Annotated in this window: 25 protein-coding genes and 2 pseudogenes; 13 read left to right on the forward strand and 14 right to left on the reverse strand. The window is 64.8% G+C overall.

The window, feature by feature from the left end; genetic code table 11:
* Positions 1-188: 188 nt before the first annotated feature.
* Positions 189-1,034 (reverse strand): hypothetical protein, encoded by an 846-nt coding sequence (locus AKN84_RS25010; RefSeq protein WP_050423255.1) that lies wholly within the window; start codon positions 1,032-1,034, stop codon positions 189-191.
* Positions 1,035-1,181: 147 nt separating this feature from the next.
* On the opposite strand from AKN84_RS25010, the gene AKN84_RS25015 reads away from it, so the two are divergent.
* Positions 1,182-1,583 (forward strand): DUF1330 domain-containing protein, encoded by a 402-nt coding sequence (locus AKN84_RS25015; protein ID WP_050423256.1) that lies wholly within the window; start codon positions 1,182-1,184, stop codon positions 1,581-1,583.
* 146 nt (positions 1,584-1,729) lie between these two features.
* On the opposite strand, the gene AKN84_RS25020 is transcribed toward AKN84_RS25015, so the two are convergent.
* Positions 1,730-2,356 carry a TetR/AcrR family transcriptional regulator gene (locus AKN84_RS25020; RefSeq protein WP_050423258.1) on the reverse strand — a complete coding sequence of 209 codons (627 nt, stop codon included), beginning with the start codon at positions 2,354-2,356 and terminating at the stop codon, positions 1,730-1,732.
* A 75-nt stretch (positions 2,357-2,431) separates the two neighbouring features.
* Here AKN84_RS25020 and AKN84_RS25025 point away from each other — a divergent pair, with 75 nt between their 5' ends.
* Positions 2,432-2,836 carry a hypothetical protein gene (locus AKN84_RS25025; protein WP_050423289.1) on the forward strand — a complete coding sequence of 135 codons (405 nt, stop codon included), beginning with the start codon at positions 2,432-2,434 and terminating at the stop codon, positions 2,834-2,836.
* Positions 2,837-2,996: 160 nt separating this feature from the next.
* On the opposite strand, the gene AKN84_RS25030 is transcribed toward AKN84_RS25025, so the two are convergent.
* The 5 genes from AKN84_RS25030 to AKN84_RS25050 all read right to left on the reverse strand — a co-directional run bounded on the left by AKN84_RS25030 (position 2,997) and on the right by AKN84_RS25050 (position 7,773).
* Positions 2,997-4,151: an alpha-hydroxy acid oxidase gene (locus AKN84_RS25030; RefSeq protein WP_050423290.1), complete on the reverse strand. Its 1,155-nt coding sequence runs from the start codon at positions 4,149-4,151 to the stop codon at positions 2,997-2,999.
* Positions 4,152-4,258: 107 nt separating this feature from the next.
* Positions 4,259-5,068, reverse strand: a complete 810-nt coding sequence (locus AKN84_RS25035) for an MlaD family protein (protein WP_050423259.1) — start codon at positions 5,066-5,068, stop codon at positions 4,259-4,261.
* An 81-nt stretch (positions 5,069-5,149) separates the two neighbouring features.
* Positions 5,150-6,079, reverse strand: coding sequence for a DMT family transporter (locus tag AKN84_RS25040; RefSeq protein ID WP_050423260.1), 930 nt, complete (start codon positions 6,077-6,079; stop codon positions 5,150-5,152).
* Positions 6,080-6,260: 181 nt separating this feature from the next.
* Positions 6,261-6,647, reverse strand: a complete 387-nt coding sequence (locus AKN84_RS25045; protein WP_050423261.1) for a hypothetical protein — start codon at positions 6,645-6,647, stop codon at positions 6,261-6,263.
* Between the two features lie 352 nt (positions 6,648-6,999).
* Positions 7,000-7,773: a helix-turn-helix transcriptional regulator gene (locus tag AKN84_RS25050; protein WP_050423262.1), complete on the reverse strand. Its 774-nt coding sequence runs from the start codon at positions 7,771-7,773 to the stop codon at positions 7,000-7,002.
* Between the two features lie 81 nt (positions 7,774-7,854).
* Between AKN84_RS25050 and AKN84_RS25055 the strand changes: the two genes are divergently transcribed.
* The 3 genes from AKN84_RS25055 to AKN84_RS25065 are packed head-to-tail and all read left to right on the forward strand — an operon-like array spanning position 7,855 to position 10,092.
* The gene (locus tag AKN84_RS25055; protein ID WP_050423263.1) at positions 7,855-8,532 is read left to right on the forward strand and encodes an acyl-homoserine-lactone synthase; all 678 of its coding nucleotides are present in this window, start codon (positions 7,855-7,857) and stop codon (positions 8,530-8,532) included.
* Entirely contained in the window at positions 8,471-9,835 is a 1,365-nt protein-coding gene (locus AKN84_RS25060; RefSeq protein WP_244485476.1) for a cytochrome P450, read from the forward strand. The genes AKN84_RS25055 and AKN84_RS25060 overlap by 62 nt, the downstream gene beginning before the upstream one ends.
* Positions 9,836-9,873: 38 nt before the next feature.
* Positions 9,874-10,092: a hypothetical protein gene (locus AKN84_RS25065; protein ID WP_050423265.1), complete on the forward strand. Its 219-nt coding sequence runs from the start codon at positions 9,874-9,876 to the stop codon at positions 10,090-10,092.
* A 105-nt stretch (positions 10,093-10,197) separates the two neighbouring features.
* Here AKN84_RS25065 and ybaK read toward each other — a convergent pair whose 3' ends face one another.
* Positions 10,198-10,680 (reverse strand): Cys-tRNA(Pro) deacylase, encoded by a 483-nt coding sequence (ybaK, locus tag AKN84_RS25070; protein ID WP_050423266.1) that lies wholly within the window; start codon positions 10,678-10,680, stop codon positions 10,198-10,200.
* Between the two features lie 363 nt (positions 10,681-11,043).
* Here ybaK and AKN84_RS25075 point away from each other — a divergent pair, with 363 nt between their 5' ends.
* From AKN84_RS25075 to AKN84_RS25095, 5 genes and pseudogenes are all read left to right on the forward strand, one after another.
* The gene (locus AKN84_RS25075) at positions 11,044-12,336 is read left to right on the forward strand and encodes an adenylosuccinate synthase (protein ID WP_050423291.1); all 1,293 of its coding nucleotides are present in this window, start codon (positions 11,044-11,046) and stop codon (positions 12,334-12,336) included.
* A 35-nt stretch (positions 12,337-12,371) separates the two neighbouring features.
* Positions 12,372-13,942, forward strand: a pseudogene (locus AKN84_RS25080) (hypothetical protein).
* Between the two features lie 200 nt (positions 13,943-14,142).
* Positions 14,143-14,577 carry a DUF5413 family protein gene (locus AKN84_RS25085; protein WP_050423267.1) on the forward strand — a complete coding sequence of 145 codons (435 nt, stop codon included), beginning with the start codon at positions 14,143-14,145 and terminating at the stop codon, positions 14,575-14,577.
* Positions 14,578-14,752: 175 nt separating this feature from the next.
* Positions 14,753-16,375 carry an inorganic phosphate transporter gene (locus AKN84_RS25090; RefSeq protein ID WP_050423268.1) on the forward strand — a complete coding sequence of 541 codons (1,623 nt, stop codon included), beginning with the start codon at positions 14,753-14,755 and terminating at the stop codon, positions 16,373-16,375.
* Positions 16,376-16,401: 26 nt separating this feature from the next.
* Positions 16,402-16,770 (forward strand): Crp/Fnr family transcriptional regulator, encoded by a 369-nt coding sequence (locus tag AKN84_RS25095; protein ID WP_157863334.1) that lies wholly within the window; start codon positions 16,402-16,404, stop codon positions 16,768-16,770.
* Between the two features lie 251 nt (positions 16,771-17,021).
* Here the strand turns inward: AKN84_RS25095 and AKN84_RS25100 are convergent, their stop codons facing one another.
* The gene (locus tag AKN84_RS25100) at positions 17,022-17,267 is read right to left on the reverse strand and encodes a GCG_CRPN prefix-to-repeats domain-containing protein (protein ID WP_050423269.1); all 246 of its coding nucleotides are present in this window, start codon (positions 17,265-17,267) and stop codon (positions 17,022-17,024) included.
* A gap of 43 nt (positions 17,268-17,310) precedes the next feature.
* Positions 17,311-17,555: pseudogene (locus AKN84_RS25105) on the reverse strand (hypothetical protein).
* A gap of 248 nt (positions 17,556-17,803) precedes the next feature.
* Between AKN84_RS25105 and AKN84_RS25110 the strand changes: the two are divergent.
* The 3 genes from AKN84_RS25110 (at position 17,804) to AKN84_RS25115 (ending at position 19,394) form a co-directional block, all read left to right on the forward strand.
* On the forward strand, positions 17,804-18,463 hold the full coding sequence (locus tag AKN84_RS25110; RefSeq protein WP_244485480.1) for a hypothetical protein: 660 nt from the start codon (positions 17,804-17,806) through the stop codon (positions 18,461-18,463).
* Between the two features lie 11 nt (positions 18,464-18,474).
* The gene (locus AKN84_RS49290) at positions 18,475-18,765 is read left to right on the forward strand and encodes a helix-turn-helix domain-containing protein (protein ID WP_244485481.1); all 291 of its coding nucleotides are present in this window, start codon (positions 18,475-18,477) and stop codon (positions 18,763-18,765) included.
* An 80-nt stretch (positions 18,766-18,845) separates the two neighbouring features.
* On the forward strand, positions 18,846-19,394 hold the full coding sequence (locus tag AKN84_RS25115; protein ID WP_050423270.1) for a DUF4112 domain-containing protein: 549 nt from the start codon (positions 18,846-18,848) through the stop codon (positions 19,392-19,394).
* Positions 19,395-19,517: 123 nt separating this feature from the next.
* On the opposite strand, the gene AKN84_RS25120 is transcribed toward AKN84_RS25115, so the two are convergent.
* The 4 genes from AKN84_RS25120 to msrB all read right to left on the reverse strand — a co-directional run bounded on the left by AKN84_RS25120 (position 19,518) and on the right by msrB (position 21,357).
* Entirely contained in the window at positions 19,518-19,808 is a 291-nt protein-coding gene (locus AKN84_RS25120; RefSeq protein ID WP_016844322.1) for a hypothetical protein, read from the reverse strand.
* A 221-nt stretch (positions 19,809-20,029) separates the two neighbouring features.
* The gene (locus tag AKN84_RS45975; RefSeq protein ID WP_074131060.1) at positions 20,030-20,194 is read right to left on the reverse strand and encodes a DUF3309 family protein; all 165 of its coding nucleotides are present in this window, start codon (positions 20,192-20,194) and stop codon (positions 20,030-20,032) included.
* Between the two features lie 232 nt (positions 20,195-20,426).
* A complete protein-coding gene (locus AKN84_RS25125; protein WP_244485482.1) occupies positions 20,427-20,804 on the reverse strand; it encodes a hypothetical protein in 378 nt (125 codons plus the stop codon).
* Between the two features lie 139 nt (positions 20,805-20,943).
* On the reverse strand, positions 20,944-21,357 hold the full coding sequence (gene msrB / locus AKN84_RS25130) for a peptide-methionine (R)-S-oxide reductase MsrB (RefSeq protein WP_050423271.1): 414 nt from the start codon (positions 21,355-21,357) through the stop codon (positions 20,944-20,946).
* Positions 21,358-21,384 lie beyond the last annotated feature (27 nt).

A 21,384-nucleotide genomic window follows, 5' to 3' on the forward strand; every position in this document is an offset into this window, starting at 1 on the left:
AGCCATGCGCGGCCACCAGTGATCGCGCGCAGCGTTACGACAGCTCGATTCCGTCATCCTGAGGTGCGAGCCTCTTCGGCGAGCCTCGAAGGATGCACGGTCCGACCGTGGCCGATCCATCCTTCGAGGCTCGCTCCGCTCGCACCTCAGGATGACGGGGGTAGAGTTCGCCGTGATCCTTCGGAGGCCTATTTCTGCGGTCCCGACAGCGAGATGTCGCGCTCGGCGCGAAACACGTTGCTGTAGAGATTGGCGATCCATTGCCGCCCGCTGGAGGTGATGTTGAGGTGACGGATCGCCTTCTGCACATGCGGCGCGACACTGTCCCAGTAGAAGCGCGGATAGAGGTCGACGAGGTCGGCCGGCGAATCATAGCCGAGCTGGCGGTTCAGTCCGGCCTCCTCGAATTCGATGTACAGCGCGTTGGCCTTGCGGATGTAATGCGGATCGCCGAGCTGGCCGATCAGATCAGCCGCGCGCAGCAATATGGCCTCGCCGCCGAAGTCCTTATCGCCGTCCGGAGCGCTCTGCGGAAAGCGCGTGCCCTCGATGGCGCGCGCGATGCGCTCCTTGTCGAGCAGCGCGACGCCCTTGAGCCGCTCCATCACGAAGATCTTCGAGCGGTCGACGTGATAGGACATCAGCGCCGCATCCGACGAGCCGCGCGGCAGGATCACCTTGCGGCCATCGGCAGCGACCAGATAGCCGTTATGGTCGTCGGCATCGAACAGCCCGCGCACATAGCCGATGTCATGGGTGAGGCAGGCGATGATGACGTGCGCATAATCCTCGGCGCTCATGTGCGAGTGCAGCGCGCGGCCGCGCAGGATGTCGTGACCGGCGAGCGTCACCAGCATGGTGTGCTCGACATTGTGGTAGAGCGCGTCGCTGTTGCCGATGCATTCGATCGCGATCCGCGCGATCGAGGGCACCATCTCCACCAGCTCGGTCTGCGAGGAGCCGAAGCGGCGCTGCATGTATTCGCCGAGGAATTTGCCGAGCGCGTCGGCCGCAAGTTCGGGAAGGGTCATCACGGCATTGACCTCCGAGATCGGGTGGTGAGCTTACGGCCTGCCAGCATTTCAGGGTAGCCCCGCGATATGACATAATGTTAGCGGCCGGACCGAAGTGGCTCGACCGATGTGGCCCGTAATAATGCGGTGTGGCGCGGGAGCTGGTGGATGGGTGTCGATCTCTTGAACGTCAAAGGCCTGAGCGAACTGGATCAAGCGGCTCCGGTCGTGATGGTCAATCTGATGCGATTTCGCCAGCGCTCGCTCGCCGGCGACGGCTCGGGCTGGGATGCCTACCTGCGCTATAGCGCGCTCACCGTGCCCATGATCAAGGCGCGCGGCGGCACGCTGCTCTGGACCGGCAGCGCCGAGACGGTCGCGCTGGGCGAGCCGGCAAGCCAACGCTGGGACTATCTCGCGCTGGTGTATTACCCGAGCGTCGCGGCCTTCCTCGACATGATGACCTCGGCCGACTACGAGACCCGCTGCGACCCGCACCGCCGCAACGGCTGCGAGGCGCACGTCATCATCGCGACGCGCGAGGCGTACAGCAAGTTCAAGCTGGGGTGACTGAGGCCGCCTGCGTAAGACGTTATCCGTCACCCCCGCGCAAAGGCTTCGCCTTTGTCGCTGGAGGAGCGCGAAGCGCGTCTCGAAGGGTCGACGGCCCGACTGTGGCCGATTCATCCTTCGAGACGCGCGCCAAAGCGCGCTCCTCAGGATGACGGGTTTGAGAGCGTAAGCGGCTGCAGCGCCGCGTGGCAGGCCGTCTGCACCACCCGGCAGACCTCATCCCTCGACCGCCCGGCGGCGCTCAGCGAGGCGAAGGTCGGATAGCTCGTCAGCGCGAAGATCAGGTCGACGGCATCCTTGCGGGCCTGCGGCGATGCCTGCTTGGCTGCGATGCGGTCGATCAATCCGGTGACACCGCGACGGCGGCGCTCGTTGCGCTCGCGCACCGCTTCGGCGAATTCGGGATCGGTCGCCATCGCGTCGTGCAGGCGCCCGACCGCGGAATCGCGGCTCCAGAATGCGCAGAAGATCTCGACCATGCGGTCGAGCGCGGCGCGCGGATCGGCCATCGTCATGGCGTCGGCGAGTTGATGCAGGCCGCCGTGGCGCGCGATCTCGTCGAACACGGCCTCGAGCAGCCCGCGCCGCGAGCCGAACTGGTTGTAGACCGTCAGCCGCGTCACGCCCGCGGCCTTCGCCACCGTATCCAGCGAGAAGCGCGCGATGCTCTCGCCCTCGCGCAGCGTGCGCGAGGCGGCTTCGATCACGCGCTCGCGGGTCTCGGCGGTGGCGGCGCTGCGCGCCGGGCTCACATAGCTGCGCGGTGGCATCGGTTTGCCTTGCTTTCGTCAGATTGAATATACATTATGTATATCTAATTTCCAATGCCCATTTGGAGCAACGTCATGCAGACCGTCCTCATCATAGCCTTGTCGCTTCACGTCCTGTCATCGGTGTTTTGGGCCGGCTCCAGCTTCACTTTGGCGCGCACCGGCGGCCTTGGTGGCGAAAGGCTGTTGGGCCCGCAAATCGGGGCGGCGACGGTTGCGATCGTGACCGGCGCCACGCTGTGGCGCCTGGTTCATGAAGGCTCGTTCGCGCTGTCGGAGCAGATCCTGGCGGGTGGCGCGATCGCAGCACTGGCCGCGATCGCCGTGCAGATCATCGTCGGCGGCGGCGCTGTCAGGCAGTTGCGCAATGGCGCGGCCGATCCGTCGGCCGCCCGTTCGCGGCTCGCCGTCGCCCAGCGTATCGCGGCCGGGCTGCTCGCGATCACCGCGCTCTGCATGGGTGCGGCGCGCTACGCGTGACTTTTTCTTACCTTTCCCGCTTGCGGGGGCGGTCGCTGTGCCCAAAGGGCGCAGCGGGTGGGGGCTCTCGCCACCCAACGATCCTCCCGCAAGCGGAGACACCCCCACCCCAACCCTCCCCCGCAAGCGGGGGTGTAGTCCTGTTGCGGACGCAACATCTCTAGAACTTCCGCACCAGGTCCGCCGTGATCTCCTTCAGGCTGCGGATGCCGAGCAGTGCGAGATCACGGTCGATCTCGGCGTGCAGCAGCGAGATCGCGCGCGACACGCCGGCCTCGCCCGCGGTCACGGCAGCATAGAGGAACGGACGGCCGATCCAGACGAAGTCCGCACCGAGCGCCAGCGCCTTGATGACGTCGGTGCCGCGGCGGATGCCGCCGTCCATCATCACCGTCATGCTGCCCTTCTGCGCGGCGATCTCCGGCAGCGTACGCAGCGCAGAGACGGTGAAGTCGAGCTGGCGGCCGCCATGGTTGGAAACCATCACGCCGTCGCAGCCGTGCTCGCGCGCCAGCCGCGCGTCTTCCGGTGCGATCAGCCCCTTGACCACGAGCTTGCCGGGCCAGCGCTTGCGGATCAGCTCGACATGCTTCCAGGCAAGCTGGTCGCGGCTGCCGATGTTGCGCATCAGGTTCTTCGACAGCACCGGCGGGCCCTGCTTGGCGTCCATGTTCTCGAAATGCGGCATCCCGTGATTGAACACGGTGCGCGCCCAGGTGTTCAGCAGCCAGTCCGGATGGGTGATGGTGTCCCAGAACACCCGCGGCGTGATCTCGAGCGGGACCTGGAAGCCGTTGCGGATGTTGTTCTCGCGGTTGGGCGGCACCGGCACGTCGGCGGTGACGACGAAGGTGTCGTAGCCGGCCGCCGCAACGCGATCGACGAGCGGCTCGATGCGCTCGGGAAGACCGGCGAGATAGGCCTGGTACCAGGCCTGCTGATTGGCGGCGCGGACGTCCTCCAGCGTAATCAGCGAGGAGGCCGAGAGGATCATCGGGACGTTGGCGGCGGCAGCGGCGCGCGCCAGCACGATGTCGCCGCGATAGGCGCACAGCGCGGACGAGCCCATCGGCGGAATCCCGAACGGCGAGGCGTAGGTCTTGCCGAACAGCGTCGTGGTCTGATCACGGCCGGAGACGTCCTTCAGCACCCGCGGCACGAAGCCGTATTCGTCGAAGGCCCGGCGATTGTCTGACCGTGCCGCGTCGGTCTCGGCGCCGCCGGAGATGTAGCCGTAGAGGAATTTCGGCAGCAGCTGCCGCGCCCGCGGCTCGAAATCGTCGAGTGTGAGATAGCGGCGCAAATGCCGGGGCACGGCGCTCGTCGCGCGGTTGACGGTTGCGGGAGGCGGGGAGGGCGCTGCGGTCCGGTCGTGCACGTTGGGCGTTTCCGTTGTTCTTGGTTCTTGGTTGGAGCGTGACGTTAGCGCCTGCCGCCGCGCCCGGCAATTTTCTCGTTGAACGCGTTGACGGACTGGCTGACGTCGCCGAGCGTCTTGCGGGTTTCGGCGATCATCGTGCCGGACTTCTTGTCGAAGCTTTGGATCAGTTCGCGCAGCGAGATCACGGTCGGCAGCAGCTCGCCGCCATATTTGTCGCTGCCAAAACTCTTCAGGAACTTGTCGGCCGAGGCGAGCTTGGCGTCGACCGTGCTGATGCCGTCGTCGGCGGCGTCGATGAAGCCCGCGATCAGCTCGCCATTGCCCGACAGCGAGTTGGTGAAGTTCTCGAGCCCGAGCAGCGAGTCCTTGATGTCGGCCTCGTTCTCGGTGATGACGCGGTCGACATTGCGCAGCGCGACGCGCAGCTTCTCCTGGATGCCCATCGTGCCTTCGGCATCGGCCGTCAGCTCGGGAATCCCGTCGGCGCCGACCGCAGGCGGCGGCGCATCGTCGGTGCCGCCGGTGAAGGAGATCGATGCTATCCCGGTCAGGCCCTGGAATTCGAGACCGGCCTGGGTGTCCTTCTTGATCGGGGCGTTGCCCTCGATCCGCGTCATCGCCACCACGCGGTGCCGGTCGAGCCGGATCGAGACCACCTCGCCGATCCGCACGCCGGCGAAATTGACACTGGCGCCGCGGCGCAGGCCCGACGCCGAGCCCTCGAACACGACGCGGAACGGCACCATCCGCTTGATGCCGGCATAGCGCTGATAGCCCAGCCAGCCGCCGAGCGAGCCGGCGATCAGGGCCAGCGTCAGGGTGCCGATCACGAGATTGCTGGCGCGCGCCATGCGTTTGGGACCTGTCCGCGAAGCAGATTGCAACAGATAGCGGATTTGCCGCCGATAGTCACCGCGCCTCGGGTCGCGGGATCAGGCCGCCGACTGCTTCCGCGAAGCCGCGAAGACACCGGCCAGCACCAGGGCAAAGCCGATGAAATGGAAGGCTTGCGGATGCTCGCCGATGAACACGATCGACATGATGGTGCCGAACACCGGAACCATGTGGAAGAACGGCGCGGCGCGGTTGGCGCCGATCAGCTGCACACCGCGGTTGAAGCACAGATAGGCCAGCGTCGAGGGGAACACCGCGACATAAAACAGCGACAGCAGGTTGTTGGCCGTGAGCTGCATCACCGGGCGCGCGCCGAGTTCCCAGATCAAGAACGGCACCAGCAACAGCGCGCCGCAGCCGAAGGTGAAGGCCGCGACCGATAGCCCGTGGATCTTGGGCCGCTTCAGCGTCAGCACCGAATATAGCGCGAAGATCACCAGTGCGACGATGAAGATCAGGTCGCCCTTGTTGAACTCGATCTTCGACAGCGTCGTGAGATCGCCATGCAGCAGGATCACCAGCACGCCGGCGAGCGACAGCAGCACGCCACAGAGCTGCGCCAGCGTCAGCCGCGCGCCGAGCAGGATCAGCGACCACAGCGCGACCATCAGCGGCACGGAGGATTGCAGCAGCAGCGTGTTGAGCGCCTGGGTGTACTCGAGCGCCCAGTATTGCAGCGTGTTGAAGGCGCTGATGCCGGTCATCGACAGCAGCATCATGATGCCGAGATTCTTGCGGATCGCAGGCCAGTCGCGGACCAGATGTTTCCAGGCAAACGGCAGGATGATCAGGAACGCCATGAACCAGCGCAGGAACGACAGCGTCACCGGCGGAATGTGGCCGGCGGCGAGCCGGCCGACGATCGCGTTGCCGGCCCAGCACATCGCGGTGATGCACAGCAGCAGATATGGCTGGTTGGCGATCCAAGAGCCGGACGCGGGCGTTGCGGTGGAATCGGAGGCAGACATGCGATGAGGCCCGGGTTCACGACGCCGCGGCCCGCCCGGCTGGTGTTACCGGGCCGGTATGGATTTCCCCGGCCCCTGTCACAGACACGGATTCCGCCATTCCATCAATGGGGATGGACGCATCGCGACCATGCGCGAAGTCCCCCTTCCGGAAGACGCCTCCGCACTTTCCGAGGCGTGTCTAGCCGTGCTCCGGCGGCGTGGTCTGGCGCTTGACGATCTGCTCGGCGAGCTCGATCAGGATCCGCTTGGTGTCGGGGTCCTGCACGTCGCGGAACACCCGCAGCATGCGCAGTTCGAGCAAGGATTGCAGCGATTCTGCCGCCTGGCCTCCCTGTGTCGGCGCTGTCGTGGCAGGCCGGCGATTGAGCATGTCGGCGGCGATCCCGAGCATCTCGGCGACGGTCGCCAGGCGGCCGGTATCGACCTTCACCGTGCCGTCCACGCTGTTCCTTTGCAAGGAGGCGCCCGAGCACAGGATCTCGGCGAGATCGGCCTGGGACAGTCCGATTGCGCGCCAGCGCGCCTGCACCAGTTGATCAATCTGGTCGTCCTGCGATGTGCTCATGGTGCGCTTCGGCGATCTCCAGCTACGTCCGTCGACAGCATGTCCGCGACAATGATTGGTAGCAAATGGAACTGCGGTTCGTCGCGATGGGACTTTTACGGATCAGCCGGATCGACCAATGGTCCCGCCGCACCGGGCAGGCTCTGCGATGCGCACCCGTGGTCCGAGATGCTCGTGTTGGCGTCATCCGGCCCTGATCTTCTTATCAAGACCGTGCGCGAATGCAATCTGTGAGCGACGGCTGCGATGAATCCAACCCGGATGTGTGATGTCGCCACACATCGCGGCGCTTCGAACGGGGCGGCGGCGGCGCATGGCTGCAGCCCCGAGCACGCCGCGATCGCTGCGCGGCTCACAAGTCGATGATCCCGAGCGCGATGCTCTTCGCCACCCCGTGCGTCTTGTTGGATGCTTCGAGCTTGCGCAGCGCCTGCTTGATGAAGCCTTCCACCGTCTCCGGAGAAATACCGAGGATCTGCGCGGTATCGGCCACGGTCTTGCCGCGCGCCGCCCAGGCGATCACTTCCTTCTCCCGCCCCGTGAGCTTGATGGTTTCGGCGGCGTCGGCGGGCTTCAGGATGGTCGGTGCGTTGCGCTGGTCGCGGTTGACGATGTCCATCGCCCGCTGCACCCAGTAGATCATCAAGAGATGCAGTTCATGCCGATGGCAGACGAACAGCTTGTCGAAGTTGCGCGGCTCGTCCTCCCAGAAGAACACCGTCGAGCTCGAGTGCACGGCGCCGAGCCGGTCGCGATAGTGGAAGGGCACGACGAAGCCCTGGCGGAATCCGTGATCCCGCGCGGCCTCCATCATCTTCAGCTCCGGCGGACGCTTGCGCCCGTGCCGCTCCGGCAGCTTCAACTCGCCCCAGTGAAACGGCGTGTTGGTTCGTCGCACCCGCGTCAATGCCGGATCGCAATGAACGAAGTCGTTCTGGATGTAGGCGCGCTCCCAGGCCGGCGGATAGGTGCCGGTATGGTACGGCAGATCGAGCTCGGGCCGGCCCGCATCGATGAAGGCGAAGCCGGAGAAGCCGTAGTTCTGGATGACCCGGTGCAGCGACAGTCGAAGCTCGTCGATCGTGCCCGACGCCTCGATACTCGAAATCGCTTCTTCCAGGATCATTGACTAAAACCCCCGGTTTCCGGGGGTACCACAATTAAGCCTTTTTGTCCCAGATGCCGGCGACATCTGGAGGCGGAGGGAATGTCGCAGCATTGGGGGGAATACCACGCGCTCGTCACCACCGAAGAGCGCTATCCGGCACATGTTCAGGCGATGCTGAGGCTGCGCAAGCGGCTGTTCGTCGATCATTGCGGCTGGCTTCTGACCACGACCGGCGACGTCGAGCGCGACCAGTTCGACGTCTGGTATACTGAACACTGCCTGCTGTTTCTCGGTTCGGAGCTGATCGGCGGCTTCCGCGCCATCCGCACCGACTATCCGTACCTCACCAAGTCGGTCTTCCCGCAGCTGGCGCAGCGCCGCTTTCCGAGCCGCCGTGACGCCTGGGAAATCAGCCGCTTCGGCGTGCTGCCGGGGGCGGCAACCGCATCGGCCGCGCGCGTCAACTATGCGCTGATGTTTCGCTTCGCCGAGCTGCGCGGCGCGGCGGCGCTGGTGGCGATGGCCGACCTCACCTATGAGCGCTTCCTCGCGCGGATGGGCATCCTCACCCACCGTTACGGTCCGCCGCAGGTGATCGGCAACGACCGCTACGGCCGCCCGCTGACGGCGCTCGCCGGCGAGATTCCGCTCGATATCGCCGGCAATCCCGGCCTGACCAAATTCCTCGACCTTGGACGGCAATTGGAGATTCACGATGCCACACATGTTCTCGGACGTTCGAGCGTTTCGGAGCGACCCGCTCAAATTCCTGCTTGAGCGCGGCAACGCGTCGCCGCTCGGGCTGGTGCCGCTCCATCTCGGGCCCGCGCCGGTCTTGCTGGTGAATGATCCTGATCTGATCCGCCCGATCCTGAAGGCGCCGGAAACCGACGTCGGCAAGGGCCGTCTGATCAAGAAACTTTCGCCGGTGCTCGGCCAGAGCTCGCTGATGCTGCATGGCGACGAGCACAAGCGGCGGCGTGCGGTGCTGCACAAGCACATGGCCAAGGGCAGCGTCGAAAAATACCTGCCGCAGATGTGCGCCGAGATCCGCGCGGTCGGCGCAAGGCTGGCGCGGCTCGGTGCGTTCGATCCGCATCGCTTCACCGCGACGCTGGCGCTGCGCACGATCTGTATCGCCGTGTTCGGCGCCCAGGTCATCTCGTCCGGCGACGAGGAGGCCCTGGTGCAGGCGGTCGGCACCATCGAGGATGATCTGGCCGACGAGATGTTCCGCGTGCTGCCGCTTGGACCAGTGTCCTGGTATCGCAGGCGGCAGAACCGGATTTGCGCCAAGCTTGCGATGTCGATCGTGGTGCAGCGGCTGCGCAGCAGCGCCGGCTCGACTAGTGCGCTGCGCGATCTCGAAGCGCTCGGCCTCAGCGATCGCGACCTGCACGACGAAATTCTCACGCTGCTGCTGGCCGGCCACCACACCACCGGATCGACCGCCGCCTGGGTGCTGTATCACATGGCGGCGGATCCCGCGCTGATGGACGAGATCGCGGACGAGGCCGCCGACTGCATCGGCGACGACGGCGAATTGCGCGTCGATGCCGTCAGGCGTGCGGATGTCAGCGCGACCCTGGTCAAGGAGGTCTGCCGGCTCTATCCCAGCGCCTGGTGGTTCTCGCGTGAGGTGATGCAGCCGGTGACGATCGGCGGGCGCGACCTCAAGGTCGGCACCTCGCTGTTGCTCTGCCCCTGGCAATTGCAGCGCGATCCGAGGCATTTCGAGGATCCCGACCGCTTCCTGATGACGCGGCGCTACAACACCGACGCCTACATCCCGTTCGGCGCCGGTCCGCGCGCCTGCGCCGGGATGGGGGTTGCGATGCTCGAGCTGCAACTGCTCGCGCTCGAGATCGCTGCGGCCTATCGCTTTACCGGGGTCAGTCCGAATCCGGCGCCGTGGCCGAAAGCATCGGTGACGCTGGTGCCACCCCCGATGACCATCGACATCGAAGTCCGTGAGGTCCGCTCGCGCGTCCCGCAGCTTGGCGAGGAGGCCGCGCGGCTGCCGTACATCCCATCCGCCAGCACGGCGTCCATCAGCACACTGCAATCGGTTTCCCAATGACAACACACATCACGACGGCCAGCATCGGGCAAAGGGCCATGGATCAAGTGCAAGTGCGCAGTCTGCGCGACGTCATCGCTGTCTTGATCGAACAGCGCAGCATCGTGACGGCGGCCGGCGCAAGCTTTGCCGCACATCTGCTCGACCTCGCGATCATGCAGCTCAGGCTCAACGTCAACGATATTTCGGCAGAGGAATTGACCGGCCTGTCCGACTACGTTGGCGCGGAGTTTACCAGGGACAAGTCCTCGCATTGATCGCGCGGAGCGTTATCGAGCGAAGTGGGCACCGGTTCGCGTGAAGAGAACGCGTTCAACATAAGAAGCGGGAGCTTCGGCTTTGATTCAATCGGATCCGAAGCTCTAGTCCTGCGTCGCCACCAGCGCCTTCATCGAGGCGCCGGCGGCAAGCGCGGCGTCGTTCGGATCGATCTCGATCTGCAGGCCGCGCTGGCCGCCATTGACGAACACCGTGACATGGGTGAGCGCGGTCTCGTCGATTGCCGTCGGCACTTTCTTTTTCTGGCCGAACGGGCTGATGCCGCCGACATGATAGCCGGTCAGCCGCTCGGCATCGGCTGGCCGCATCATCCTGGCCGACTTGCCGCCGAGGGCCGCGGCGAGCTTCTTCATGCTGACCTCGCAGTCGGACGGCACTACGGCGCAGACCGGCTTGCCGTCGACCTCCGCCATCAGCGTCTTGAGCATGCGGTTCGGGTCGACCCCGAGCGCCTCCGCCGCCTGCAGCCCGATGCTCTCGGCGCTGGAATCGTAGACATAGGTGTGAAGCCTGAAGGCAATGCCTAGCTTCCGCAGCGCGATCGTCGCTTGTGTCGAATTGGGCATGGGCCCCGCCGGTTAACCCAGGTGAATGATCGCCGCAATTGGAGCTGCGATCAATTGGCAAGCACGTGCAGCGGTAAGGCTGGCGTCACGTGGCCGTAACATTAAATTCGCGCCAGCCCGGCGCGGCCGGGCGCAGCAAGGAATTTTCAGGGGATATCAAAGGGTTGTAGCTCGTCTAAAAGGCGTAAATGACCCCGTTCTTGCTTGCGCAGCCGACCCGCTTCCGTTATCCGGTAGGCGCCTTGCGTGCGCGCGGCCGGGCGCCGTGATTTGGGCTGGGCATATCAATGCATGATCGCTGTGGGCGGACGCGTTTTCGCCGTGATCATGGTCTCTGAAACACCTGAAGGGAACATCTTCGCAATGGCCAATGTTGTCGTCGTCGGCGCCCAATGGGGTGACGAAGGGAAGGGCAAGATCGTCGACTGGCTGTCGGAACAGGCCGACATCGTCGTGCGCTTCCAGGGCGGCCACAATGCCGGCCATACGCTCGTGATCAATGGCGAGACCTACAAGCTGGCGCTGCTGCCCTCCGGCGTGCTGCGCCCGAACAAGCTGGCGGTGATCGGCAATGGCGTGGTGTTCGACCCGCAGGCCTTCCTCGACGAGGTCGCCAAGCTGAAGGGGCAGGGCGTCGCGGTCGGACCGGACAATCTGCGGATCGCCGAGAACGTCACGCTGATCCTGCCGCTGCACCGCGAGCTCGATTCCTTGCGCGAATCCTCCAACGCCATCACCTCGATCGGCACCACCCGCCGCGGCATCGGCCCGGCCTATGAGGACAAGGTCGGCCGCCGTGCCATCCGCCTGATGGACCTCGCCGACCTCGACACCCTGCCGCACAAGATCGACCGCCTGCTGGCGCACCACAATGCGCTGCGCCGCGGCAACAATCTGCCGGAGATCGAGGGCAACAGCATCCTGGCCGAGCTGTCGGCGCTGGCGCCGAAGCTTCTGCCCTATGCCGAGACGGTGTGGCGGCTCCTGGACCTCAAGCGCCGCGAGGGCAAGCGCATCCTGTTCGAGGGCGCGCAGGGCGCGCTGCTCGACGTCGACCACGGCACCTATCCCTACGTGACGTCGTCCAACACGGTGGCGGCGCAGGCCGCGACCGGCACCGGCCTCGGGCCGGGCGCCGTCGGCTATGTGCTCGGCATCTGCAAGGCCTACACCACAAGGGTCGGCCAGGGTCCGTTCCCGACCGAGCTGAACGACGAGATCGGCGAGGAAATCGGCCGCCGCGGCAAGGAATTCGGCGTCAACACCGGGCGCAAGCGCCGGGTCGGCTGGTTCGACGCGATGCTGGTGCGACAGACTGTCCGGACCTGCGGAATTGCCGGGCTGGCGCTGACCAAGCTCGATATTCTCGACGGGTTCGACAGCATCAAGGTGTGCATCGGCTACAAGCTCGACGGCAAGGAAATCGACCATCTGCCGGCGGGCGAGGGCGCGCAGGCCCGCGTCGAGCCGGTCTACGAGATCATCGAGGGCTGGAAGCAGCCGACGGCCAACGCGCGGTCCTGGGCGGACCTGCCGGCCCAGGCTATCAAATATGTCCGCCGGGTCGAGGAACTGGTGGGGTGTCCGATCGCCTTGCTTTCCACCAGTCCGGAACGTGAAGATACTATTCTGGTACAGAATCCGTTCGAGGCTTAACGGGATATTACCTATATCCCTCCAATTGTGTGGAAATGGCTGACTACTACCCGCTGATTGCCCGTGCCATCGCCGGATTGGACCCCAACGCCCCCGGCGAAGCCCGCCGTGCGCTGTACGCGCGGGCGCGGACGGCGTTGATCCAGCAACTCCGCGGCGTGCAGCCGCCGCTCTCCGAGTCCGAGATCACCCGCGAGCGGCTGTCGCTGGAAGAGGCGGTTCGCAAGGTGGAGTCCGAGGCCGCGCAGCGCGCTCGCGAGGCCTCGCGCCCCGGCGGCGCCGCCCGCAGCAGCGACCCGTTGCGCCGCGCCAATCCAAGGCCGCCGGAGGCAAGCGCAAGGCCGCCGGAAGCAAACGCAAGGCCGCCCGAGGCCCCGCGGCCGCCGGCCGAACCGCGCCCGCCGCGCAATTTGCGCCCCGATGCGCCGCCGCCGGCCCCGCCGCGGCCGCAGAGCCCGCAGAATCCGCAAGCCCCGCCGGTCTCGATCCCCAGGCGCGCCCGGGCACGCCGCGCCGCCCCGGCGAAGGCGCACCGCCGGTGCCGCCGTCCGCGCCGGGTGTCCGCGGCTTCCGCGACATTACCGCGGACGCCGACGATCTCGGCCGTGCCGCAGCACAGGCCAGCCGCAACGCGCGCAAGACCTACGCCAACGTGCCGTCGCCTTCGCCGGAATTCGACCGGCTCGAGCCGAGCCTGGAGAACCGCGGCGGCGATCCCGAGGCGCCGTACTCCTACGACGAGTCGATCGAGGAGGCGGAGGGCTACACCCCGCAGCAGCCGCCCCAGGCGCCGCCGCCGCGGTCGCGGGTCAGCAACGCCGATCGTGAGCCGAAGCGGCCGCGCGTCGGGTCGATGTTCCCGTTCAAGACGGCGATCGTGATCGGCATCCTGCTGATCCTGGTCGGTGCCGGCATCCTCTGGGGCAAGCCTGTCCTGACCTATGTCAGCACCCTGTTCAAACCCTCCGCTCCCGTCGAGGCGCCGAAGGATGCTTCGGCGACGCCGTCGAGCAAGAAGATCACCGACCGCGTCGGCCAGCCCTCGTCGGGCGAGCCGGTCGCTCCCGTGGCGCAGCGCGTGGTGCTGTATGACGAGGATCCCTCGGATCCGAAGGGCAAGCAGTATGTCGGTTCGGTGGTCTGGCGCACCGAGCAGGTCAAGGGATCGGGCAACCAGAAGCCCGACATCGCCGTGCGCGCCGACATCGACATTCCCGATCGCAAGTTCAAGATGACGATGTCGTTCCGCCGCAACACTGATTCGTCGCTGCCAGCGAGCCATACCGCGGAATTGACCTTCATCCTGCCGCAGGACTTCGCCAATGGCGGCGTCGGCAACGTGCCGGGCATCCTGATGAAGTCCAACGAGCAGGCGCGCGGCACGCCGCTGGCCGGCCTCGCCGTCAAGGTGACCGACGGCTTCTTCCTGGTCGGCCTCTCCAACGTCGACGCCGACCGCTCGCGCAATCTGCAGCTCCTGAAGGAGCGCTCCTGGTTCGATGTGCCGCTGGTCTATACCAACCAGCGCCGCGCCATCATCGCGATCGAGAAGGGCGCCCCCGGCGAGCGGGCCTTCAACGACGCCTTCGCGGCGTGGGGTGAGTAGCGGCCTTAGCTCTCAGCTCGGCTTCTGCGTCACGACGTCATCGTCCGGCTCCGTCCGGGCGATTCCGTATCGCAGCAACATCAGCGGTTGTTGCAGCGCATTCGACGCGAACCTTCGGAACATTGCCGGGCGCTTTCGATTTTCCCTAGAACCGTCGCGCGACTGCGTTACACTTGCTCGATCTCGGGCAAGGGCACGCCATGAAACGCTATCTGATCTTCGCAGCCATCGGGCCGTTCATCGGCGGCTTCCTGCTGCTGCTGATGACCACCTATCAGTCCGGCTACTGGACCGAGACCAATGGCGGCGAAGTGGCGAAGCTGCTCGTCGTGTTCGTGAAGTCGCTGCAATACAATTATCTGTTCGGCATCGTGCCGTCGCTGATGTTCGGCGCGATCGACGACATCCTGATGCATATGCGGCGGATCACGCCAACGGTGCGGATGCTGATCGTAGGTCTCGTGGCCTTCGTCGGCGCGGCGCTGGCCTACGCCTCGCACGGCTCCGAAAGCGGCCCGGTGCAGTTCATCCTCTACGGGCTGGTCGGCTTCATTCCGGGTGTGATCACGTCCTGGCTGGCGCACAAATACGCCGAGGAGCTGCACGCGCCGGCGCAGCCCGTATCGCAGCACTAGCGGTACTCCGCCGGCGATAACTTCGCTGTTCGGGTAATCTTATCAATGAATTAGACATCTAACTGAAGGCCGGTTGTATCACCCTTCACACAACTGTCACATGGACGTCATGTAAACGTAGTCCCAATGTCACATGGCCGTTTTTGTCCTCCCGCGGCCATGAGGGGCAAATCGCATGAGCGATGTGGCGTTACCTGGTTCGATCGAGCCCGCGCGGCGCAGGGGTCCCGATCTCGAGAAGGGCTTTCATCCGCTCACCGGCATCATCTATCTCGGCGTGATCGGCGCCGCGCTGCTGTTCGTGGCCTACAGCATCTACGCGGATGTTGGCGCCACGGGCGCCGGCAAGACCTCTTATGCGGCATTCCTGCTGCTGTTCGTCGCTCTGCTGATCTCGCTCGGCTTCGAATTCGTCAACGGCTTTCACGACACCGCAAACGCCGTCGCAACCGTGATCTACACGCGGTCGATGCCGGCGCATATTGCCGTCGTCTGGTCAGGCCTCTTCAATCTGATCGGCGTGCTTCTCTCCAGCGGCGCCGTCGCTTTCGGCATCGTCTCCTTGTTGCCGGTCGAACTGATCCTTCAGGTCGGCAGCAGCGCCGGCTTCGCCATGGTGTTCGCGCTGCTGATCGCCGCCATCATCTGGAACGTGGGCACGTGGTATTTCGGACTGCCGGCCTCCAGCTCGCACACCCTGATCGGATCGATCATGGGCGTGGGCATATCGAACGCCTTGATGCACGGACGAGAGGGGACGTCCGGCGTGGATTGGTCGCAGGCCGTCAACACCGGCAAGGCGCTGTTGCTGTCGCCGCTGTTCGGATTTCTGCTTGCTGCCATCCTGCTCTACGGGCTCAAGACCGCATTGTTGCGCGCAACGCCGGCGCTGTTCGGCGAACCGCAAGGCGACCAGCCGCCACCATGGTGGATTCGCGGCATCCTGATCCTGACCTGTACCCTGGTCAGCTTCTTTCATGGCTCGAACGATGGTCAAAAAGGCATGGGCCTCATCATGCTCATCCTGATCGGCGTGGTCCCGACCGCTTACGCGCTCAACCGCGCGATGCCTGCGAGCCAGATCGAGGCATTCACCGCGAATTCGGCTGCGGCGCGCAAGGTCGTCGAGGACAAGGGAGCTGACCGCAAGGTGACCGGCGACCCGCGCCCCGCGGTGACGAACTACATCGCGCTTCGGCAGCTCACCGACGATACCTATCCGTCACTCGCCGTCCTCGTCCGCGAGATCAGCGACCAGGTCGTTCAGTACGGTTCGCTGGCCAAATTCCCCGCCGAGACCGTTCGCAACACGCGCAACGATATGTATCTGGTCTCGGAGGCGCTTCGCCTGCTCATGAAGAGCAGCGACAACGGGCTGAGCGATGCCGATGTCGCGACGCTCAATCGCTACAAGGGCTCGCTGGATGCCGCCACCAAATTCATTCCGTCCTGGGTGAAGATCGCGGTCGCCATCGCGCTCGGCCTCGGCACGATGGTCGGCTGGAAACGGATCGTCGTGACGGTGGGCGAAAAGATCGGCAAAACCCATCTGACCTATGCGCAGGGCGCCTGCGCCGAGATCACGGCGGCTGCGACCATCGCCGCGGCGGACGGCTACGGTCTGCCGGTGTCCACGACGCATGTGCTGTCGTCCGGTATCGCAGGCACCATGACGGCAAACGGATCGGGCCTGCAATGGTCGACGATCCGCAACATCGCCATGGCCTGGGTTCTGACTTTGCCGGTGGCGATGCTGATCTCGGGCGTTCTCTACTTTCTATTCGCGCATTTATTTTAGCCAGAACCGCAGAAAAGGGATTTCGAGTGGCAGATGCAAGCTTCAGCCTTCTGACGGGCAACAGTATCGAATCCCGCCTGGTTCGGGCCGGCGGCGTTATTTTTCGCGAGGGTGAGCAAGCCAACGAGCTCTTCGTGATCAAGAGCGGCTATGTGCGCATCCAGGTCGGCAACAAGACCATGGCGGACCTCGCGCCGGACACGATCTTTGGCGAGATGGCATTGATCGACAACGAGCCGAGGAGTGCGACTGCCACGGCCCTGACGGATGTCGAGCTCGTCCCGGTCTCGGAAAAGCAGTTTCTCTTCCTCGTCAGCCAGACACCGCACTTCGCGCTCAAGGTGATGAGGACGCTGGCGCAGCGGCTCAGAACCATGAACAAGGGCGTGTACTAAAGCGCGATGAGATTGGGCTGAATCGTCATCGCGCTTTAGCTCGTTGTTTGAGCATGATCTTTTCGGAAAACCGCTTCGCACTTTTCCGGATCATGCTCTAGGCGAGACGAATATCGAATTGCGCCGCCTTCACCGTTGGCGTGAACCGGCGCCCGCTTCGCTCGAAACCGCACTTCGCCGATCGTTGCAAAAACGGCGGACGTTTCCGTCCGCCGCTGGCGTGATGCAAAAGGCCTGCGTGCTCAAATCCTTTAGGTGCCGTTGGCGCGGCAGCGGCCGCCCGGGCCGAGATACCAGCCGCGCGGACAGGCGTGCATCCACGGCCGTGCGTAGTTGCGGCGGCAGCCGCCATAGGGACCGCGATGCCAGCCGCCGCCGCAGCCGCCGGCGACCGTGATGACATCGGAATTCCGGGTGGGGGTCACAGGTGCGAGCGGCATGGCGCCGGCGCTGCCGAGCGTGGCGAGAAGGAAGGCGGCTGCAATCAATCTGGTCATGAGTATCGTCCTCTGCTGATGTCAAAAATCATTCGTCAGTGAATTAGCCGCCGCCGCCGGCAAACGCGATGCCGGCGCGCACTTCCCCCATCGCCTGATCGATCAGGCCGAGCGCGCGCTCGCGGTGGCCGCCCTTGTTCGGCGTTGCTTGGTGAGTTCGGCGCGCGCCGATTGCAGCATTGCAAGGCTTTCGTCCATGTGCGGCTGGGCACCGATCGCATAGCCGATCCCGATGCTGGTGGTGATAGCAACCCCGAGCAACACCTTGCGGATCGCGGAAGTCTTCATCCCATGGTCTCCTCTGGCTGGCCCGCTTGTGTGCGGAGGCTCACTTTGAGCGGTCTTTCCTGGCTGCGAGCCCGGCGCCATCGGTAAGCCCCTCGCGGCGCGCGCGTCTTGGACTGGGAAGCGCCGGAGAATTCCGGACTTGGACTGTCCGGCGCTGTGCGCAGACCGCCGATGAGATGGTAGGTTTCATCTGCCGTTCATCTGGTGGCGGCCAGACTGCCGGCCTGCACCTTGGTCCTGTCCTTCAGATGTCCGTCATCAAGAAAAGGCTGTCGACCGACATGCTGCCGCCGGGCCTCGGCGAGCGGCAGCGCTACATGTTCTTCGCCGAATTGTTCGAGCATTTCTCCAACACCGGCGAGCTCGACCCGTCACCTTTGGTGCCGTTTCGCGCGACGATGAACTCGATCCATATCGGCACCACCTTGCTCGGCCGCTGCAACGGCAGCTTCACCACCGTGCGGCGCGAGCGGCGCCAGGTGCTGGCGACCAATGACGACCGTTACTGCCTCGCGCGCAATACCGGCGACCGCGCCTCGACGGTGACCCATCGTGGGCGCGAATTCCAGATGCGGCCGGGCGCGATGGTGCTGCTCAAGCTGGACGAGCCGTTCTTCACCGCCGACGGCGCGCACCACAAGCGCTTCACCAATGTCCATCTGCCAATGGCGACCTTGCGATCCATGGTCGCCGGCGCGATGATTTGGTCGGCCGCGAGCTCGCGCCCGGCGGCGCGCTGTCGCTGGCGATGGACTATAGCGACCTGCTGCTGCAATCGTCTGACGCGGTCGATGAGGCCGGCTTCGCCATCGCCGCGCACCTGCTGGATCTCGCAGCGCTCGGCCTCGGCGCCCGCGGCGATCTTGCGGCCGCAGCGCAGCGCCGCGGGCTTCGTGCAGTCAGGCTGAAGTCATTGCTGATGATCCTGGAGAAGCGCTTCACCGAGCCGGATTTCTCCGCGTACAAGCTCGCTGCCGCAACCGGCCTGTCGGAGCGCTACGTCAACGAGCTGCTCTACGAGGCGGGGGCGAGCTTCACCATGCGGCTGACCGAACTGCGATTGACCAAGGCCGCCGAATTGCTGGTGCATGACAGTGAGCGGCGGATCAGCGACATCGCCTTCGATTGCGGGTTCAACGATTTGTCCTACTTCAATCGCTGTTTCCGCCGCCGCTTCGGCTTGACGCCGTCGGCTGCGCGCGGCACGTGATGGCCTTGCGCGTGACAGCCTCGAACGTGACACAGTGGTAATGTGACGCAACTTGAACCGCTTGCCTGCGTTACCATGTGATGGCCATGCCCGAGGACGACATTTTCACGCCCCACGCCACGCGATCGCGGCCGCCATTCGGCGGAGCGCAGGCGCGCGGCAAGGTGATCGATCAGGACGGGCGCGAGCTCTCAGATGGTCCGCTGCATCCGCAGTTCCAGGGCTTTCAGGAAGGCTTCCGCTTCGACTTCCGCAACTCCAGTGCCAATCCGTTCGGCAATCTGACGCGCGAGGAGCGGCTCGCGCGGCTGGAGATGATCGCAAAGCTGCTCGACGTTGCCTTCGTCCTTCCGGGCACCAATGTCCGCTACGGCATCGACGGGCTGATCGGCCTGATCCCCGTGGTCGGCGATCTCATCACGACCGCGATCTCGCTGTGGCTGGTGCGCGAGGCCCGGCTGCTGGGTGCGCCCTGGCACATCACCGCGCGGATGCTCGCCAATGTCGCCGTCGACGGCGTGGTCGGCATGGTGCCGGTGGCGGGCGATGCGTTCGACGTCATGTTCCGCGCCAATATCCGCAATGTGCGGATGCTGCGGCGCTGGCTCGACAAGCAGCCGCGGCTCTAGCGCATAATCCGGAAAAGTGCGCCGCGGTCTTCCGATCAGATTATGCGCAAAAAGGGAGTCTTCCCCAAAACAAAAGCCCCCGGATCGTCCGAGGGCTTTTCGTTAGGCGATCAGCAGAAAATCTTATGCGGCGTCGGCGTCGGTCTGGCTGGCGGCGGGGCGCGGACGGCGCGGCAGCGGGAACGCCTCGCTCTCATACAGCGAGCGGATGCCGTTCTGGTCGAAACGGGCTTCCTCGACCTGCAGATAGGCGCCGTTCAGCGAATCCGCCGGCAGCTGCTCCATCGCGAACTGCACGGCCTCGGCAGCGGTGCCGAAACGGCGGTACGCGAAGCCCGCCCGCTTCTTCTTGCGGATCGCGGCAGGAAACAGTTCGGCAGACGTATTGTAGTTGAACGGACGCAGGGGACGCATGGTCGACGACCTCTTGTGTTCTTGGCAGTTAGCGTGGCGAAAGGGATTTGGGGGACGGCGGCCTGTACTTGGCGGCGCGCCGTACATGTCATTTCGATCCCTAATATAGGCCTCTTTGACAAAAATGCGACCCCAGAAGCGCCCCCGGCAGCACATGCTGAATCCGCGCATGGCACGGCGTGCAGTGAAATAAGTCTATTTATTTCAATGGCTTATGAGAATTAAATCTTGTCGAGCCAGGCCAGGATCGCGACCACGATCAAAATCACCCCGAAAAGCCCCATTCCGGAGTGGCCGAGACCATAGCCATAGCCGCGGATCCGGCCGCTATAGCCGCCCAGCAGGATTACCAGCAGGAGGATGATGAGGATCAATCCGAGCGACATGGCGCCCTCCTCAGAACAGGCGGCAGCCGCACGGCGAGACGCCGATGGCCCCGCGGATTCCAAGCAAAGCACATTCCGGCCCGCGAGTCGTTAACTTCGGCGTCATTTCGGGGCGATGCGGGCACGAACCCCAATTCGCAATTGCGAATTGGGGAATCTCGGTCCGGACCTGTCACCCGTCGGCGGGAAGCGCCGACCCGTTGGGACTGCCCCCGGGATGACGGCTTCGCCGTCACTTCTTGCTTTCGTCGATCGGAAGCACCTTCAGCGGGGTCGGATAGGGCTCGACCCGCAGCGAGTCATGGGCGATCAGCCCGACCTTGTGCAGCGGCGCCTGTTCGAGATCGCCGGAGGCGGATTTGTGCACGGCGTATTGCCAAACGCTCATCGAGCCCTTGGCGACCAGCATCTTGGCGATGCCGCCCGCGTTCTGGCCTTCGACCTGCGCGAGATCGGCATCGGTCAGGCCGATGACGATCTCGTCCTTGGAGGTGATGACCTTGAACAGCGAGATCTTGTCGGCGGCGAATGCCGGCATGCTCACCGTGCTCCCCATGATGACGCTGGCAAGACCGAGACCGAACAAAAGCTTTCCTGGAATCCGTGACATCAAAATTTCCTTGGGTTGAGGCGCGCGGAAGGATGGCCGCGCCAAAACAAAACCCCGCGCGACCGGTTCTTGGTCGCGCGGGGCCGATCAAACGTTCGACGGGCCGATGGATTATTCGGCCCGTCAGGCCCGGAGGCCGTTACTTCTTCTCGTTCAGCTTCAGCGCCGCCGAGTTGATGCAGTAGCGCAGGCCGGTCGGGCCGGGGCCGTCGTTGAAGACATGGCCGAGATGGCCGTCGCATTTCGAGCACAGCACCTCGGTGCGGATCATGCCGTGGCTCATGTCGCGCTCCTCGTCGACATGGCTCTCGATCGCGGGCTTGGAGAAGCTCGGCCAGCCGCAGCCGGAATCGAACTTCTGGTCGGACTCGAACAGCGTCTGCCCGCAGCCGGCGCAAACATAGGTGCCCTTGCGGGGATCATGCTCGTATTCGCCGGTGAACGGCCGCTCGGTCGCCTTCTCGCGCAGCACGGCGTACTGCATCGGCGTCAATTCCTTGCGCCAGTCGGCCTCGCTCTTGCGGACCTTGCCGTCGGTTTTGGTATCGGACATGGAAACTCCCTTGTTGGCGTCATTGCG

It is taken from the genome of Bradyrhizobium tropiciagri, assembly GCF_001189845.1.
Taxonomy (GTDB): domain Bacteria; phylum Pseudomonadota; class Alphaproteobacteria; order Rhizobiales; family Xanthobacteraceae; genus Bradyrhizobium; species Bradyrhizobium tropiciagri.